Here is a 17,988-nt window from a genome sequence, read left to right as displayed (position 1 = left end):
ATGTATTATTTGATTCGAATTTATGGAGCACTTATTTTAGTATTTGTTTTTAGTTGTAGGTCTGAAGCAAAATTAGAGAATAGTAGTTCTGCTATCGATTATTCAAAATTAGAGCTTCCCGATAAACCAAATATATTATGGATTGTAGCGGAAGATTTAAGTCCCTATATTCCAACTTATGGTGATTCTACTGTAGTTACACCCAATATTAGTCGACTGGCTGAAGAGGGGATTGTTTATACAAATTTTTATTCACCATCAGGAGTTTGTGCTCCAAGTAGAGCCGCTATAGCCACAGGTACGTATCCAACAAGAATCGGTGCGCAGCATATGCGTACCGGACCTTGGTTTAGATTTTCAACCACCGATAGGGCATTAGAAAATTATGCGAAGCACGGAAGATTAGCTTATGAAGCGTTACCCGAGACTAACGTGCATATGTTGAGCACTTATCTAAGAAAGCATGGTTATTATTGTTCAAATAACCCTAAAGAAGATTATCAGTTTCGCTGTGAAATAGCTGCTTGGGATGAGAGTAGTTTTCAGGCGCATTATAAAAATAGAAAACCGGGGCAACCGTTTTATGCTATTTTCAATTTAGATAATACTCATGAATCCATGATTTGGCGAAAAGCTAAAGATAGTTTATTGGTTGATGAGAATTTGAATGTTCCAGTGCCACCATACTTACCTAATACGCCAATAGCTTTACAGGATATAAGGCGTAATTATTCCAACATTATTGAAATGGATAATCGTGTAGGTGAAATTCTAAAGGAATTAGAACAAACCGGAGAATTGGAAAACACCATCATTTTTTGGTATACAGATCATGGCGGACCGTTGCCAAGACAAAAGCGAACGGTTTATCAATCAGGAATTCATGTCCCTATGATAGTAAGGTTTCCTAATAAACAATTTGCAGGGCAGATTGATGATCAATTACTTAGTTTTATCGACTTGAAACCAACCGTGATGTCGCTATTAGGTATTGAATTACCTGAAAAAGTTGATGGTAAAGCTTGGTTAGGTAAGCATGCCAACGCTGATGAGCGGCAATATCTTTTTGCAGCTGCTGATAGATTTGATAATGAAACCGATAAGATACGTGCGGTGTTTAATAAGAACTTCAAGCTTATTAAATACTATAATTTAAATCAAGCGTACTATTTACCGGTTAAGTATCGAGAGACCATGCCAATTATGAGAGAACTTTTACGTTTGCGTGATAAGGATAGTTTGAATGACATTCAAAAACAATGGTTTCGGAAAACGAAAGATTCTATTGAGTTTTTCGATTTGGTAAACGATCCTGATGAGATTCATAATTTGGCTAATAAACCAGAATATCAGGAGCAAATTCAAACAATGCATGCCGAATTAGACCAATGGATTAAAGACACTAATGATAAAGGTAAACTCTTGGAAAAAGATTATCTGGAAACAATTTGGCCTGATGGTAATCAACCAAAAACAGAAGATCCAAAGGTTCAAGTAGTTAATGAAAAAATCCAGTTAATGTCTTTAATCAAAGGAGCAAATATAGGTTATCAGTGGGCAGATAGTGAAGAAACATTAACTAATAATTGGGAGATTTACGTCGAGCCTATTAAAATTCAGACAGGTAAAATCCTGTTTGTTATGGCACATAAAATAGGGTATAAGACAAGTGATATTATAGAAAAAACATTTTAATATGAGGGAATTTTGTAAGTTTTTTATTCTGTTATTTATATTACAAGTTGGATTAAGTTTTGGTCAGGAATTAAAAATAATGTCTTATAATGTTAAGTTAGATTACCCAAAAGAGGGTGAGAATAGTTGGGCAAATCGTAAGGCTTTTTTAGTCAATCAGATTAAATTTTATGATCCGGATGTCTTGGGTGTTCAGGAACCTTTACCCAATCAAATGAGGGATATGGATGCTTTACTTGCTGGCTATAAATTTGTTGGAAAGGGACGAGATACCGGAGTTGATGAAGGTGAATATTCAGCTATTTTTTATAAAATTGATAAAGTTGAATTATTAGAAACAGAAACCTTTTGGTTATCTGAAACTCCAGATCAGGTGTCCCGGGGTTGGGATGCTGCTCATAATCGCATTTGTACTTATGCCTTGTTTGAAGACAAACTATCAAAAAAGAGATTTTGGATGTTTAATACGCATTTCGATCATAAAGGAGATGAAGCCAGAAGACAAAGTGCAGTCTTATTAATGGATAAGATTAAGGACCTAAACAAAGAGCATTTGCCAGTAATTTTAACGGGCGATTTCAACATGGAAGATACCCATGAAAGTATTGAGTATATTCTAAAATCATTACAAGATGCTCAAACTACGGCGAAATTGACTTTTGGTCCTCAGGGTACTTTTAACGGATTCTTTTTTCACGAACCCGTAACAAAGCGCATTGATTATATATTTGTAAGTCAAGATGTAACCGTAAATAAATATGCTGTATTGAGCGATTCTAAAGACTGTTATTATCCTTCCGACCATTTACCTGTATTTGCACAAATAAGTTTTTAGGCCGATTTAAAATCAAATTTTATACTCAGAGGTGTGTTTGATTTCTTTTAAAACAAAATAGCTTTCAAGCACACCGATGTTAGATATATTGGACAGTTTTAACCGAACAAAATCATGGTAGTCATCTAAACTTTTCATGTTTATTTTCAAGAAAAAATCCACTTTGCCTGCCATATGGAAGCATTCCTGTACCTCAGGCAACTCTTGTATTTGCTGTTCAAATTTATCTATGAATCCTTCATTATGATAACGTAAAGACACGAGACAAATAGCAGTAACGGGATAGTTTAATAGCTTTTTATCTAAAACAGCAACATACTTTTTAATGTAACCATCATTTTCGAGTCGCTTTATACGTTCATAAATGGGCGAAATCGTCATGTTTAAGGTGCTTGCAATCTCTTTTGTTGTCTTTTTAGAATCTTTTTGTAAGATTCTAAGTATGGTAAGGTCGATGTCATCGAGTTTTTCTATCATAAGGCTTAGATAAATTTTCTTCAAACGGATATTTTAATAATATCCAAAAAGTAATAATATCTTTAAAAATATATTTTAAAAGTTAAATTTACTTTGTTTAATTGTTTTAACAAAATATTTATTTTGATAATTTAAGTATTTAGTAATTTTATCTTATAAATTAAACTAATGAGTAAAGAAAAAATTTTAATAACAGGATCAGGTGGTCAATTAGGGTCTGTACTTACAGAAGCCTTAAAAGACAAGTTTGGAAAAAATGCCGTCATAGCGACCGATTTACGCCAGATGGAAAATTACGAAGGTATTTTTGAATTACTTGATGCCACTGATGCTGTAGCTTTAGAAGCACTGATTGAAAAATATAAAATTACCCAAATATACCATTTAGCGGCAATTTTATCTGCGAAAGGCGAGCAAAATCCCTTGCAAACATGGGACATCAATTTAAAAACACTTTTCAATGTATTAGAAGCTTCGGTGAAATACAAAATAGATAAGGTGTTTTTCCCAAGTTCTATTGCTGTTTATGGTGATATGGCAACCAAAAGTAATACGGCTCAGGATGAGTTTTTAAATCCTTCAACTGTTTACGGTATAAGTAAAGCCGCTGGCGAAAACTGGTGTCAGTATTATTTCTTAAAATATGGATTAGATGTTCGTTCTTTACGTTATCCAGGGGTAATAGGCTATCAGTCATTACCAGGGGGAGGAACAACCGATTATGCGGTAGAAATATATCATAATGCCGTAAAAGAAGAGGCTTTTGAATGCTATTTAAAAGCAGATGCTATGTTACCTATGATTTTCATGGATGATACTATTCGAGCTACCATCGAATTAATGGAAGCGCCTAAAGAATCAATTACCATAAGAACATCCTACAATTTAGCAGGCGTGAGTTTTACACCAGAGGAAGTGGTGACTTCTATTAAAGAGCATTATCCTAATTTTGAAGTGACTTATAAGCCGGATTTCAGACAAGGTATTGCAGAAGGCTGGCCATCATCAATCGATGATTCCTTTGCCAGAAATGACTGGAATTGGCAGCCCAAGTATGATTTAGATGCTATAACGGCTGAAATGATTACGCAATTAAAAAAAAAATATAACTTAATAACCCAATAATAAATTTTATAAAGAAATGTACGGATCGGTTAAAGAACAATTACAACAAGAGTTAAATGAAATAAAGGAATCAGGTCTTTATAAAAAGGAGCGTATTATTACAACACCTCAGGGAGCAGAAATTAATACGACAGCGGGTAATGAAGTTTTAAATTTTTGTGCAAACAATTATTTAGGATTGTCCTCGCATCCGGATGTTGTAGAGGCTGGTATTGAAGCAATGAGAACACATGGATTCGGATTGTCTTCTGTGCGTTTTATTTGCGGTACACAGGATATTCACAAAGAATTAGAGCAGAAAACTGCGGAGTTTTTAGGTATGGAAGACTGTATTCTTTACGCAGCAGCTTTCGATGCTAATGGGGGTGTTTTTGAACCGATTTTAGGTCCTGAAGATGCTATTATTTCAGATGAATTAAATCACGCTTCTATTATTGATGGTATTCGCTTATGTAAAGCCGCACGTTATCGCTACTCGCACAACAATATGGAAGCCTTAGAAGAGCAGTTAAAAGCGGCTTCAGGAGCACGTAGGAAATTAATTGTGACCGATGGTGTGTTTTCTATGGATGGAACCATTGCACAGTTAGATAAAATCTGTGATTTAGCAGATAAATATGATGCTATGGTGATGGTTGATGAATGCCATGCTACCGGATTTGTTGGTAAAACAGGTCGTGGTACTCACGAATACAGAAATGTTATGGGACGCATCGATATCATTACTGGTACTTACGGAAAAGCTTTAGGTGGTGCTTCAGGAGGATTTACGGCGGCTAAAAAGGAAATTGTGGAGATGTTAAGACAAAAATCTCGTCCGTATTTATTCTCAAATACTCTGGCACCTGCTATTGCAGGAGCATCAATTGCAGTTTTGGATAAATTAAAAACGTCAACCGATTTAATTGAAAAGGTTCAGAATAACGCGAAACGTTTCAGAACAAAAATGACAGAGGCTGGATTCGATATTGTTCCGGGAGAGCATCCAATTGTTCCTGTGATGTTATACGATGCTAAATTAGCTCAGGAATTCGCTGCTCAATTGTTAGATGAAGGTATTTATGTAATAGCCTTTTTCTATCCGGTGGTGCCAAAAGAAAAAGCTAGAATTCGTGTGCAACTTTCAGCAGGACACGATACGCATCATGTAGATAAAGCAGTTGAAGCCTTCACTAAAGTAGGGAAAGCTTTAGGTGTTATTTAATTTAATTATACGGAAAGATGTTTAATGTTCCCCATAACCAATATTATCCATCTTTCCTTTAAATACTTTATATTGAATTATAAAGTAAATTATTACCAAAATAGCGGCTACGATAAACCAATTCATTCCTACCGATAGACCGTAATGATCAGCAGCCATATTGTAAAGTGTCAGGTCCGGGTTAATTTTGTTAGTTGAAGGAAGCAATGCGGGAAATATAGAAGCAACCGTTGTAGTAATTCCTCCAAATAAAAACAGAGATGAAAACAAGAATCCTAATCCATCTTTTTTAAATTGATTTATTCGAAATAAACCAGTTAATCCGGTTATTGTAATTATTGGGAATATCCATAACCAAGGCATATCTAAGAAATTCCGAAAAGGTTTGGGGTCTATAATATGCCAGATTAATATGGAAATTATAACTAGAAGTAGTAAGATTAAATTTAAACGATAAACAACTGTTTTTAATTTTAAATTAAGTTCTGAATTCGTTTTAAATATAATCCAGTTGGCACCATGAATGGTAAGTGCTACAACTCCAATAATTCCCAAGAGAATGGTAAACCAGTCGATGATGCCCAAATGTTCGGCATGGGGGCTAAAGCTAGGATTCCACAGAGGTAAGAAAAAATAATGAGCTTCTTGGGTTGAAACTCCATTGGTTACCATGCCTAAATTAACACCACGTACAATATTTCCTAAAGCAATTCCGAAAAACAAAGCTAGTAGTAAGCTAGCTATTCCAAAAGCCTTATCCCATAAGCTTTCCCATAAGTGATTATGAATCTGACCTCGTAACTCCAATCCAATGGCACGAAATATTAAAAGCCATAAAATCATCATGAGAGGTAAATAGAACCCGCTAAAGGATGAGGCGTATAAAGTGGGAAAAGCAAAAAACAAAACCCCTCCTGAGGCTATTAACCAAACTTCGTTAGCATCCCAAAACGGACCTATGGCATTGGTGATGGCCTTTTTGTCTTTTTCGTTTTTAGCAAAAAATAAATGGATGATACCTGCACCAAAATCATAGCCATCTAAAATAACATAGATTGCCAACATCATAATTAAAATAATATACCAGAATAATTCCATAGCTTAATGATTTTCAGTTGAAGGTCCTTGATTAATAATTTTTCCTGCCAAGATCAAGAATAACAGGCCCAATAATAAATAAAGTCCTATAAATCCGAGTAAAGTAAAAAGTGTGTTCCCCGAAGAAACCGTTGGAGAAGCCCCAGCCGAAGTTCGAAGTAAATTATATACTAACCAGGGTTGTCTGCCTAATTCAGCGGTATACCAGCCTGTTGTATTGGCAATGTAGGGGAATGGTAGCATGAATAGTAAACTCCATAAAATCCATTTGGTCTCATAGAGTTTTCTTCTGAAAAGCTGGAAATTCGCAAATGTCATAAGGCCAATAAAGATAGTTCCTAAACCAACCATGATGTGATACGCGTAGTACAATCCCGGAACATTAGTAGGGTATATGTCTTTATCAAATTCGTTTAGTCCTTTTATCTGTGCATCCCATTTCTGATAGGTTAAAAAACTTAAGATATTCGGTACGGCAATTTTATTATCGAGTTTTTTATCTAACATATTGGGTTGTCCAATCAGGACAATTTCAGATCCTCCATCTTCGGTTTCGAAAATACCTTCCATAGCAGCAAAAGTTACCGGTTGATGTTTTACTACATTTTTGGCTACTAAATCTCCTGTTGGAAAAGCTACAATTACGGTTGAAATAAGCCCAAAAACAACTCCTGTTTTAACAAAAAGTCTACCAAAAGAGGCGTGTTTCTTATTAAGTAAATAAAAGGCACCAATTGCCGATACTACAAAGGAACTTGTTACAAGAGATGCCGCCTGATTATGTAAATATGATGGCCATAACCATGGGTTTGAGAATAAAGCACTAAAATTATTTAGAACAAACTTACCATTTTCTAAAATTTCGTAGCCAACCGGGTGTTGCATCCACGAATGTGTAGCAATAATTAGGAATCCGCTGGCCCAAGAACCTAAAAAGACTAAAAATCCTGTAATAAAATGTAGTTTATGCCCTAGTAGTTTTTCTCCAAAAAGAAAAAGTCCTAAAAATGAGGATTCTAAGAAAAACGAGAACATACCCTCCATGGCCAGGGTTTGACCTATGATGCCGCCTGTTAGCTCTGAAAATTTGGCCCAGTTAGTTCCGAATTGAAACTCCATTGGAATACCAGTAACCACACCCATTGCAAAATTGAGTGCGAATATTTTCATCCAGAACTTAGCTGCGTCATTGTAATGGGAGTTATCGGTTTTTAAAAACTTCCATTTAAAATAGACTATCATGAGTGAAAGTCCCATGGTAAGTTGTGGAAATAGGTAATGAAAGGTTATGGTGAAGGCAAATTGCATCCTGTCATAAAAAAGCATGTCTTCCATAGTTGCGGGTCTGTAGTTTTATCAAAAATACAACAGGAATTTATTTTAGTATAATTTATAATGTTATTAAATAAAAAAAAGCATCCCAAAAAAGGGATGCTTTTATGCTCTAAAAGCTAGTTTAGTTTTAGTTTAGTTGTTGGTTTTTGGTTAATTAGCTTTTAGAAAAAGATATTGATAACAATCAATATTAACTATTTAGCATTACAGGCATTACAAGCATGGTTATTTGCTCACCATCTTCTAATCCATCAGCTGGAGTTAGAATACCTGCACGGTTTGGTAAACTCATTTCTAATTGAACATCATCGGCACTTAAATTGTTAAGCATTTCAGTCAAGAATCTTGAGTTAAACCCAATTTGCATATCGTCTCCTTGGTAATCACAGGTTAAGCGTTCCTCAGCTTTGTTGCTGTAGTCTATATCTTCAGCAGAAATATTTAACTCAGCGCCTGCTATTTTTAATCTGATTTGGTGCGTTGTTTTGTTAGAGAAAATACTAACACGACGCACAGAGTTTAAAAACTGTGTTCTGTCAATTACTAATTTATTCGGGTTTTCTTTAGGGATTACCGCTTCGTAATTCGGATATTTTCCGTCAATTAAACGACAAATCAATTCAGAATTTTCAAAAGTAAATTTAGCATTAGAATCGTTGTACTCAATAGTAACATCATCTTCACTACCTGACAGAATACCTTTTAATAAGTTTAAAGGTTTTTTGGGCATAATAAATTCTGCTACTTGATTAGCCTTTATATCTTCACGAGTATATTTCACTAATTTATGAGCATCGGTAGCTACAAAAGTAAGGCCTTGCGTAGAAAACTGAAAAAACACACCACTCATTACAGGGCGCAAATCGTCGTTTCCAGCTGCGAAAATAGTTTTACTAATCGCGGTAGCTAAAACATCGCCCGTAACTACTGTTTTACTGGGGTCTTCTAAAGCCACAGCTTTTGGAAATTCTTTGCCATTAGCATAAGCTAAAGCATATTTCCCGTGGTTTGAGCTTATTTCTACAGTATTGTTATCTTCAACAACAAAAGTTAATGGTTGCTCAGGGAAAGTTTTTAAAGTATCTAGTAATAATCGGGCAGGTATAGCTACACTTCCTTGGCTATCACTTTCAACATCAAGGGTTGAAGACATGGTGGTCTCTAGATCACTTGCAGATACCGTAAGTTTAGAATTTTCTAATTCAAATAAGAAATTGTCTAAAATAGGTAAGGTGTTAGAGCTATTAATAACACCGCCTAAAACCTGTAATTGTTTTAGTAAATAAGTACTTGATACTATAAATTTCATGTGAAAATTTTATTGATTTTTGATCGGCTAATAGTTACAGACCGCACGTCGATTTAAAAATAAAAGGACTAAACTGACTTTGTATCATCTAATTAGCTTCGTTTAAAATTTAATCTTACTTCTTACAAATATATTCTATACAGTTAAATATAGGAAACAAACTTATTAACATTTAGGCAGTATAATGCTTCTTTCTAAAGTAATTAAAAACCATTCCGAAAAGACCTAGTAATACTATTGGTAATAAGATGTTTACGAGTTGCCACTTCGCTTTTTCTTTGGTAATTTTTTGTTGATTTAAAAAGGCAACGGCTATATCTTTAGAACGAATGTTTATAAGTCCGTTGTCATCAAGTAAATAATTTACGGCATTAAGCAGGAATTCCTTGTTACCATAGGTTTGTCCTGTCCATTTATCAAATCCTAATTCCTGAGGTTCGTTTCTAACAACATCATTTTTAATAATATCACCATCGGCAACGATAATCATTTTTGTTTCGTGGCTTTTGTTTTTTAAATTATTTAGTTCCAATGGTTTAATTCGGTTGTTGAAAGCGGAATTAAATTGACCTTCTAATAATACAGCTAAGGTTTGATTTCCTTTGTTGAAAAGTTTTGGATCTTGTTTTTTGGTAACCAAATTTAAATTAACCTCTCTAGGGGTTCCTTCCAGTTTAGATAGAGGGGCGCTTTCTAATAAGACGGTTTTTTTAATGTTGTTTTTTAAAGTGTCTATCTGATTGGCAAAATCGAATTTCACCAAATTTAAATTGTTAACAACGGGATGATTATTATTACTTCCAGCTAGAGGTGAATAGGGCCATTGCAGGTGCTGGAATTGAGAATTACTACCTTCGCCAATAGCCAATGTAATTGGAGCGGAGTATAGGGTGCTAACCATAACGGGGTTGATTCGAACTCCATAATTAAAGAAGAAATCGGTTAAATTTAAATCACGTGTTACAGCAAAATTTCTACCGGAAGCATTATAAAGACTGTCTTTTTCCATGGCAACAGCATCAATAAGCCATAAGCTTTTTCCGCCATTCATAGTATATTGGTCCAGAACTAATTTTTCTTCTTCGGTAAATGGCTCTGTTGGTTTAGCAGCTATTATTAAATCAAAACTTTCAATAGCTTTAAGAGTTTTTTGTGGATTAGAGGAAACACTATCTAATGTAAAAGGAGCAATTAAATAATATTCACCTATTTTTTTAATAAAATCAGCAATATATATATCGTCCAGTTCTTGATTGCCTCTAAGTACTGCAATTTTTTTCGTCTTAGGTGTTGAAAGTTTGCTAAAACCATCAGCAAAGGCATATTCAAGGTGCTGTACTGAATTGGTTACTAATTCCTGCTGGGTGGCTCCAATTTTATTTTTAATAAGCGGAATGATAACGGTTTGGTTATTATAACTTGCTAGTGCCCAAGGGAAAATAATAGCTTGACTAGCTTTTCCGTTTTCTTGAACACTTAGCTGCATGGGGGTTAGACCCCGTACTGATAATTGTTGAATGTTACGATCGCGAGTTGCATCGTCTTCTAATGGATTTATAAAATTGAAAACAATGTTGTTGTTTTTTGAAGTAAACTCTTCTAAAAGCTGCTTGGTTTCTCGTTGTAATCGTCTAAATTCTGAAGGGAAATCGTCCCCTTTTAAGAAAATGTCGACAACAAGAGGAGATTCAATACTTTTAAGAATAGATGTTGTGGCTTCGCTAAGGGTATAACGTTTATCTTTAGTTAGGTCGAAGCGATTAAAAATAAAACTGCTCAGATAATTTATGGCAAACAGTGCGATAAATAAAATTCCTAATTGTTTTAAATGTTTATTCAAACTCTTTTTTTAATTGGTACTGTTTTACTTTAACTACTTTGTTTTTTTCAAAATTCAATTCTAAACATTCCTGATTCATATTAAAGGCTCCAGGCTTGAAGCCTAAATTGTAGTTCCAGATGTCTTTAGAATTTTCTTTTATACGGTCATCCCATCCATACCATTCACTTTTACCAAGTAATGCTTCAATTTGTTGTTTGTCTTTTCCAAGGAAAAGTTCTTCTTGAATAATTTCATGACTCATTTCATAGCGCAATGCAGGACTATTTTTCCAATTTTTAACATTGAAATGTTTTTCATGATGATAGCTACTAAAAATATTCATTAGCGGATATAGCACATAAAAATAAACAATAGGTGTTAAAACCAAACTAATTAAAAAACTTAACCATTTCCGTTTATCAATGGTATTAGCAAATAGCCAAACCAGGATAAAAACAATTATTAATATGATGATAAGACTGGGCTTGAAAATCATTTTTTTTCTTTATTGAGGTTTAATTTTGTTAGTATTAGAAAGAAAGCGGTGATACTGAGGAAATATATAATATCTCGGGTATCTAAAACACCACGACTTATACTTTTATAGTGCGAACTCATGCCAAATTGATCTATAACACTACTAGAGGTAAATTCAGCAACACCTTCGAAACCAATGTAAAATGCGAAGCAAATAAATACAGAGGTAATAAATGCCACGATTTGATTATCAGAAAGGGTAGAGGTGAAAATTCCGATAGATGTATAAGATGCTATTAAAAATAATAAACCGATATAGGAACCTATGGTACTGCCTAAATCTAAGTTACCTATTGGGTTTCCAAGTTGATATATCGTATATACATATATAAGCGTTGGTACTAAAGCGATGAGTATAAGGATAAAGGCTCCTAAGTATTTTCCTAAAACAATTTGAGCGTGCGATATGGGTTTAGTTAATAATAACTCCAAGGTTCCTTGTTTCTTTTCATCTGAAAAACTACGCATAGTTATAGCAGGAATTAGAAAAATAAGAATCCAGGGTGCTAATAAAAAGAATGATGACAAATCTGCAAAGCCATAATCCAATATGTTAAACTCGCCTTTAAACAGCCACAAAAACAATCCGTTAAGAATTAAAAAGATGGATATAACTAAATATCCAATCGGGGAAGCGAAAAACGAATTTATTTCTTTCTTAAGGATGGCTAGCATTACAAATATTTACATTAATTAAGCTTGTACTAATTTAAACTGACTATTTTTTCAACACTCCAGGCTTCCGGTTTTCTATCGAATAAAGGTTTCGTTTTACTCCAGACATTTTTAAACAAATCAGATTGTCGATACTTATCTAAATCAGTTTCATTTCTCCAATAACTATAGGTGAAAAATATATTTGACTCTTGTTTGTCTTGATATAACTCTAAAAAAGTACAGCCTTCAAAAGCTCTGATTTTTTCTCTATTAGCATCAAAATTACTAAGAAAAGTACAGATGTGTTCTTTATAAAATCCCATTTTTACAATTCTTATTAACATATTCAAATTATTAATTTTCAAAGCCTTTAAGTAATACAGGTTTCGTAATAAAGCTAACACTTACCGTGTCCATTAGATTTAATCCCATAAGTGTCGAAGCACTGCCAACAGTGGCACTGTTACTTTTGTAAACGGCAATTTCTAAGAAATCTCCAGAATTAAAAACCACTAATCCACGTCCTTCATCATGGCGTTGGTCTTCAGGCTTATCGAAGTTTACGACATCACTATATTTGCTGTAAATTTTCTTGAACTTATAATTGCGTGCCGATATTTGATATTCACGTCCTTTTTGAAGTGATTCAAAAAAGTTACGTTTTATGTTTGTTACTACATTTCCGTAATTATCAATGTAAATCACACTGCCAATAATTTGAGTCTTATCCTCATTGACATATGGCATAATGTTTTTTATCGGTTTTATTTTTGAGATTGTTTTTCCTATAACTTCAAGTGTTCCACCACGTGCAATATGACAAGCCACTTTAACAAACACATCTAATACAGAAAAACTGGTACTTATTTTGTCGTGAATATTAATTTCAACAATTTTTTCAGGAGCAATTTCAGAACATATCATACTCATAATGCCATTGTTGGCACAAATAAAATAATGGTCATCTAGCTTTAATGCGATATGTTTGTTTTCAGTATTTAATTCAGAATCTATACCAATGATATGGATGGTATCCTTCGGGAAATTTTTATAAGCATTCTGAATAATATAAGCCGCTTCTAAAATGTTAAAGGGTGAAACATTATGTGAGATATCAACAATTCTAACATCGGGTAATTCACTATAAATAGCGCCCTTTGTCGCGCCAGCAAAGTGATCTTTTACTCCAAAATCAGTTGTTAAAGTGATAATCGCCATGGGCAAAATTGTTGATATGTTTTTAACGTTTGGTCACTCAAATTTATGTATTTTTGAGTAGAAACAAGGATTGAGCAAACCTACATAAATTTTTTGTTTTCGTTTTTATTTTTTAACTGAAAAATGTAGATTTACGAAGGTCTCTATTAAAGAAACTGAAACCAGTTAACAAAGCCATTAACTTATATAATGGTAAGTTAATAATTAACCAGTCATTTATTAATTAACTAAAAAAACGCCTTTGAACGAAATCATTATTGAACTTGAAGAAATTACTCCAAAAGAATTTTTTGGAGCCCAAAATGTTAACATTGAACTCCTGAAAAAATACTTCCCGAAGCTTAAAATAGTAGCGCGAGGGAATAAAGTAAAAGCATATGGTGACGAAGAACTATTAGAAGAATTTGATCATCGTATAACCATGCTTTTAAAGCATTTTGGAAAATACAACAAACTAGACGAAAATGTTATTGAACGCGTGCTTACCAGTAATAGCAGCGAAGATTATAATACATCAGCACAAAGCGGCGAAGTAATAGTGCACGGTGTTAGTGGTCGCCTTATAAAAGCACAAACGGCTAATCAGAGGAAATTAGTAGAAAGCATGCGTGCCAATGATATGGTTTTTGCTATTGGACCGGCAGGAACAGGAAAGACCTATACGGGCGTAGCATTGGCAGTTCAGGCTTTAAAAAACAAAGAGGTTAAACGAATTATTTTAACACGACCTGCGGTTGAGGCCGGGGAAAATTTGGGATTTCTTCCCGGTGATTTAAAGGAAAAATTAGATCCTTATATGCAACCGTTATACGATGCTTTACGTGATATGATTCCTGCTGAAAAGTTAGCTCATTATATTGAAAATGGCACCATTCAAATAGCCCCATTAGCCTTTATGCGCGGTAGAACATTGGATAACGCTTTTGTAATTCTAGATGAAGGACAAAACACCACACATGCCCAGATGAAAATGTTTTTAACCCGTATGGGAAAAAATGCCAAATTTTTATTAACTGGAGACCCTGGGCAGATCGATTTACCAAGACGCACTATTTCCGGACTTAAAGAGGCTTTACTTATTCTAAAGAATGTAGAAGGGGTAGGGATGATCTTTTTGGACGATAAAGATGTGATTCGTCATCGTTTGGTTAAAAAGGTGATAGAAGCCTATAAAAGTATAGAAAATCGCGATTAAAAGTGTTTTTAGGATTTGTTTCCTGTGTAAAACCGATATAGTTTTTCTCTTTTAATAAGAACGTATGTGTTTTTATACTAGATCAGGACGCCTTAATAGAATTAATGTTTATTCTTGTGATATAATTATATAAATTTGCGAAAAATTTAGAATCATAAGAGTGGTTTACACCAAGTGAAATGCTCAAAATAAATAAAGAATGAGTAATACAATTACAGATACCAATTTTAATTTTCCAGGACAGAAAAACGTTTATAAAGGAAAGGTTCGTGAAGTTTACAATATCAACGATAAAGAATTGGTAATGATTGCTACCGATCGTTTATCGGCTTTCGATGTAGTGATGCCAAAGGGAATTCCTTATAAAGGGCAAATATTAAATCAGATAGCGACTAAGATGATGGCGGCTACAGAAGACCTAGTGCCGAACTGGTTAACTGCAACTCCCGATCCTAATGTGGCAGTCGGGCATTTATGTGAACCTTTTAAAGTAGAAATGGTTATTCGTGGCTACATGTCTGGTCATGCCGCACGTGAATACAAAGCAGGTAAACGTTTACTTTGTGGTGTACCAATGCCGGAAGGTATGAAAGAAAATGATGCTTTTCCAGAACCAATCATTACACCAGCAACAAAAGCCGAGCAGGGTGACCATGATGAAGATATTTCCAGAGAAGATATTTTAAAAAAAGGCATTGTATCGGAAGCAGATTATGTGGTTTTAGAGGATTATACTCGCAAACTATTTCAACGTGGTACCGAAATTGCTGCGTCAAGAGGATTAATTTTAGTAGATACCAAATACGAATTTGGAAAAACTAAAGATGGAAAAATTGTTCTGATTGATGAGATACATACTCCGGATTCATCACGTTATTTCTATGCAGATGGTTATGAGGAAAGACAGGCAAAAGGAGAATCTCAAAAGCAATTGTCAAAAGAATTTGTGCGTCAATGGTTAATATCTAATAACTTCCAAGGGTTGGAAGGACAGACCTTACCGGAAATGAGTGATGAGTACATCGAGTCGGTTAGTGAACGTTATATTGAATTATATGAAAATATTACAGGAGAAACCTTTGTAAAGGCGGATGTAAATAATATTCAATCGCGAATTGAAACCAATGTTTTAGAATATTTAAATAAATAGTTTTAGACATTATAAAATAAAAAAGGACCTTGTAACAAGGTCCTTTTTTATTTTGAGTTAATTGTGATTAATCATTTTCATAAAGATTTAAACGACTTTTTAGTTGATGCAATTCGTTGTGTAGCTCATCTACTTTGTTTAATAAATTAAGGACCACATCAATACCTTCTATATTAATATCAAGGTCGTTATGTATGCGCATTATTTTTTCAAAAGTATGCAGATAATCCTGATGTAAACAGGTTGTTTTTTCAATAGTAATAAGTTCTATTAAGCCTTCATTGTGCAGCTTTTCAAAGAAAGCCATTTCAATCGTATAGTGTTTACTTAATTTAGCAATGGGAATATATTCTGGAATAGCCATGTTATCTTAGTTTAGAAAGTTCTTTAAATAATGCTTTTTCTCGCTCGCTTAGCTTTTTAGGTAGCTCTATATTATAAGTAATGTATAAATCACCAAATTGACCTTCTTTTTTGTATTTAGGAAATCCTTTGCCTTTTAATTTCACTCGATTGCCATTTTGGGTTTCCGGAGCAACTTTTAATTTCACCTTTCCTTTAAAAGTATCAACTGTGATTTCACCACCCAGCATAGCAGTGTAGAGATCAATATTTTTCATAGCGTACAGGTTATCTCCATCACGCTTGAAATTGGTGTTATTTATTATTGAGAATTTTATATGTAAGTCACCTTTGGGACCGCCATTGATACCTTCGCCTCCATAGCCTTTAATTTTTATAACCTGACCATCTTTAATTCCTGCCGGAATGGTTAAACGTATGTTTTTACCATTAACAGTAAGTGTTTGTTTGTGGGTTTCGTAAACATCTTTTATATTTAGTTGTAACTCTGCATTGAAATCTTGTCCTCTAAATTGAACTTGTTGTCCGCGCCCTCCAAATCCACCCTGTGCACCACCGAACATAGAACTAAAAAAATCCGAGAAATCTTCCTCACTATATCCACCACTTCTACCACTGTAATAATTTTGTTGTGATTGGTGTTGCCGCTGTTGTTCTTTCGCTTTTTCAAATTCTTCGGCGTGCTTCCAATCTTTACCATATTGGTCGTATTTAGCTCGATTTTCTTTGTGGCTTAATACTTCGTTGGCTTCATTAATTTCTTTGAATTTTCTTTCAGCCTCTAAATCATTTGGGTTTACATCGGGATGATATTTACGAGCCAATTTCCGATAAGCTTTTTTTATTTCAGCTTCGGTTGCATTTTTTGATACGCCTAAAACTTTGTAATAATCTATATATTCCATAATTAATGGCAATCGTTAAATTAAATGTATGCTGTGTTATGCTAATTTAAGGGTTTTCTTCTTGAAAATCAATAATGCAAAAGATATTGAGTCCTGATTTTGGAAGTCGGATTTACTAGAGTTTTTTTAGTAGTTCTGACTGGTTTTTATTTATGTTTTTTATTGATTAATAGTTAAACGTAACGATTCTGTTATTTAAAGGTTGTTCGTTACGGTAGTTATTGATGGGCATGTTGTTTCTTAGTTTTTCTACCTCATCTACAGAGAGAATAATAGGTTCTTTAAATACAACCCAATTAACCCTTTCCCAGCATGGAGGCGTTGTAAGTGAACCTGTATAGGAGTAAAAATGCTTTTCGTTTAAGAAAAAACTAGATAAATCAATATTTTTATGAATGTCTTTACTTTCTCCATTTTTTAGCGGAAGGAAACTTTCTAAAAATTCGAACACCTGACTTTCTTCACCCTCTTCACCAAGAATACTTAAAACCGTAATATTTCCAGACTTGTTGAGATGAACTAGGTGTGTTTCAATGGGGTATATTATTCCATTTATTTTATGTTCAGACGGTTCGTGAAAGTGAATTTGTTTTAAATAATGGGTGTCTCCTAAATAGGAAATGGAATCCCCAGATTCAAAGTCGAACTGTATGGTGTGCCCATTATTTATAACTTTTTTGATGAAAGTTTGAGGGGAGTATAGAATGTTTAGATGGTTTTTCGTTGGGGTTTCAACCACGTCTTTTGTGATGATGTTTATGGGTGATTGGTTATGGCCATCACAGTCGGAGCCTTGTTCGAGTTCTGCCCAGTGCTCGGGAGCAGTTTCTCCAGAATAACTCCAATGCGTAGCTTCCGTTAAATGGTGGTTAGATTCTTGGGTAAGTTTTTTATTTGAGTCTTTACAAGACGTAAAAATTATAAGAATAAAGCCGTAGATATAATAATTTAATTTCATTTTATACGAGTTTATTAGATTAGTTTGAATTGATATTCAAAATTAAATTTAACCACGTATTGAAAATAGAACTTTTGTTAGTTTTTTAATTTTTACAAAAAAATG

General features: G+C 34.0%; 18 protein-coding genes. 6 read left to right on the top strand and 12 right to left on the bottom strand.

Annotated features, from left to right (window positions below; all coding sequences use genetic code 11):
* The first annotated feature begins 9 nt into the window (after positions 1-9).
* Both H611_RS0106410 and H611_RS0106405 read left to right on the top strand, forming a co-directional pair.
* A complete protein-coding gene (locus H611_RS0106410; protein WP_169515984.1) occupies positions 10-1,695 on the top strand; it encodes a sulfatase family protein in 1,686 nt (561 codons plus the stop codon).
* Between the two features lies 1 nt (position 1,696).
* On the top strand, positions 1,697-2,530 hold the full coding sequence (locus H611_RS0106405) for an endonuclease/exonuclease/phosphatase family protein (RefSeq protein ID WP_027137578.1): 834 nt from the start codon (positions 1,697-1,699) through the stop codon (positions 2,528-2,530).
* A gap of 12 nt (positions 2,531-2,542) precedes the next feature.
* On the opposite strand, the gene H611_RS0106400 is transcribed toward H611_RS0106405, so the two are convergent.
* Complete coding sequence (locus tag H611_RS0106400) at positions 2,543-3,007, bottom strand: Lrp/AsnC family transcriptional regulator (RefSeq protein ID WP_211223794.1); 465 nt, start codon at positions 3,005-3,007, stop codon at positions 2,543-2,545.
* Between the two features lie 168 nt (positions 3,008-3,175).
* Here H611_RS0106400 and H611_RS0106395 point away from each other — a divergent pair, with 168 nt between their 5' ends.
* Together H611_RS0106395 and kbl are read left to right on the top strand one after the other, a co-directional pair.
* Positions 3,176-4,132 (top strand): NAD-dependent epimerase/dehydratase family protein, encoded by a 957-nt coding sequence (locus tag H611_RS0106395; RefSeq protein ID WP_027137576.1) that lies wholly within the window; start codon positions 3,176-3,178, stop codon positions 4,130-4,132.
* Positions 4,133-4,148: 16 nt separating this feature from the next.
* The gene (gene kbl, locus H611_RS0106390; protein WP_027137575.1) at positions 4,149-5,336 is read left to right on the top strand and encodes a glycine C-acetyltransferase; all 1,188 of its coding nucleotides are present in this window, start codon (positions 4,149-4,151) and stop codon (positions 5,334-5,336) included.
* Positions 5,337-5,357: 21 nt separating this feature from the next.
* Here the strand turns inward: kbl and cydB are convergent, their stop codons facing one another.
* From cydB to H611_RS0106350, 8 genes are all read right to left on the bottom strand, one after another.
* Complete coding sequence (gene cydB, locus H611_RS0106385) at positions 5,358-6,434, bottom strand: cytochrome d ubiquinol oxidase subunit II (protein WP_027137574.1); 1,077 nt, start codon at positions 6,432-6,434, stop codon at positions 5,358-5,360.
* A gap of 3 nt (positions 6,435-6,437) precedes the next feature.
* A complete protein-coding gene (locus tag H611_RS0106380) occupies positions 6,438-7,769 on the bottom strand; it encodes a cytochrome ubiquinol oxidase subunit I (RefSeq protein WP_027137573.1) in 1,332 nt (443 codons plus the stop codon).
* A gap of 190 nt (positions 7,770-7,959) precedes the next feature.
* Positions 7,960-9,078: a DNA polymerase III subunit beta gene (gene dnaN, locus H611_RS0106375; RefSeq protein WP_027137572.1), complete on the bottom strand. Its 1,119-nt coding sequence runs from the start codon at positions 9,076-9,078 to the stop codon at positions 7,960-7,962.
* Between the two features lie 172 nt (positions 9,079-9,250).
* Positions 9,251-10,918 carry a gliding motility-associated ABC transporter substrate-binding protein GldG gene (gene gldG / locus H611_RS0106370; protein ID WP_027137571.1) on the bottom strand — a complete coding sequence of 556 codons (1,668 nt, stop codon included), beginning with the start codon at positions 10,916-10,918 and terminating at the stop codon, positions 9,251-9,253.
* Entirely contained in the window at positions 10,911-11,396 is a 486-nt protein-coding gene (locus tag H611_RS0106365) for a hypothetical protein (protein WP_027137570.1), read from the bottom strand. Before H611_RS0106365 ends, gldG begins: the two co-directional genes overlap by 8 nt.
* Positions 11,393-12,112, bottom strand: coding sequence for a gliding motility-associated ABC transporter permease subunit GldF (gldF, locus tag H611_RS0106360; protein ID WP_027137569.1), 720 nt, complete (start codon positions 12,110-12,112; stop codon positions 11,393-11,395). The genes H611_RS0106365 and gldF overlap by 4 nt, the downstream gene beginning before the upstream one ends.
* 29 nt (positions 12,113-12,141) lie before the next feature.
* Positions 12,142-12,438 (bottom strand): putative quinol monooxygenase, encoded by a 297-nt coding sequence (locus H611_RS0106355; RefSeq protein WP_027137568.1) that lies wholly within the window; start codon positions 12,436-12,438, stop codon positions 12,142-12,144.
* 10 nt (positions 12,439-12,448) lie between these two features.
* Positions 12,449-13,312 carry an SAM hydrolase/SAM-dependent halogenase family protein gene (locus tag H611_RS0106350; protein ID WP_027137567.1) on the bottom strand — a complete coding sequence of 288 codons (864 nt, stop codon included), beginning with the start codon at positions 13,310-13,312 and terminating at the stop codon, positions 12,449-12,451.
* Positions 13,313-13,553: 241 nt separating this feature from the next.
* Here H611_RS0106350 and H611_RS0106345 point away from each other — a divergent pair, with 241 nt between their 5' ends.
* Complete coding sequence (locus tag H611_RS0106345) at positions 13,554-14,507, top strand: PhoH family protein (RefSeq protein WP_027137566.1); 954 nt, start codon at positions 13,554-13,556, stop codon at positions 14,505-14,507.
* A 199-nt stretch (positions 14,508-14,706) separates the two neighbouring features.
* Positions 14,707-15,657, top strand: coding sequence for a phosphoribosylaminoimidazolesuccinocarboxamide synthase (locus H611_RS0106340; RefSeq protein WP_027137565.1), 951 nt, complete (start codon positions 14,707-14,709; stop codon positions 15,655-15,657).
* A gap of 67 nt (positions 15,658-15,724) precedes the next feature.
* Here the strand turns inward: H611_RS0106340 and H611_RS0106335 are convergent, their stop codons facing one another.
* The 3 genes from H611_RS0106335 to H611_RS0106325 form a co-directional block, all read right to left on the bottom strand.
* Positions 15,725-16,021, bottom strand: a complete 297-nt coding sequence (locus H611_RS0106335; protein WP_027137564.1) for a chaperone modulator CbpM — start codon at positions 16,019-16,021, stop codon at positions 15,725-15,727.
* Position 16,022: 1 nt separating this feature from the next.
* Complete coding sequence (locus H611_RS0106330) at positions 16,023-16,925, bottom strand: DnaJ C-terminal domain-containing protein (protein ID WP_027137563.1); 903 nt, start codon at positions 16,923-16,925, stop codon at positions 16,023-16,025.
* 166 nt (positions 16,926-17,091) lie between these two features.
* Positions 17,092-17,883, bottom strand: coding sequence for a carbonic anhydrase (locus H611_RS0106325; RefSeq protein ID WP_027137562.1), 792 nt, complete (start codon positions 17,881-17,883; stop codon positions 17,092-17,094).
* Positions 17,884-17,988: the final 105 nt, after the last annotated feature.

The organism is Gaetbulibacter saemankumensis DSM 17032, from assembly GCF_000425645.1.
GTDB lineage: Bacteria > Bacteroidota > Bacteroidia > Flavobacteriales > Flavobacteriaceae > Gaetbulibacter > Gaetbulibacter saemankumensis.
This window is presented reverse-complemented; position numbering and strand designations above follow the sequence as displayed.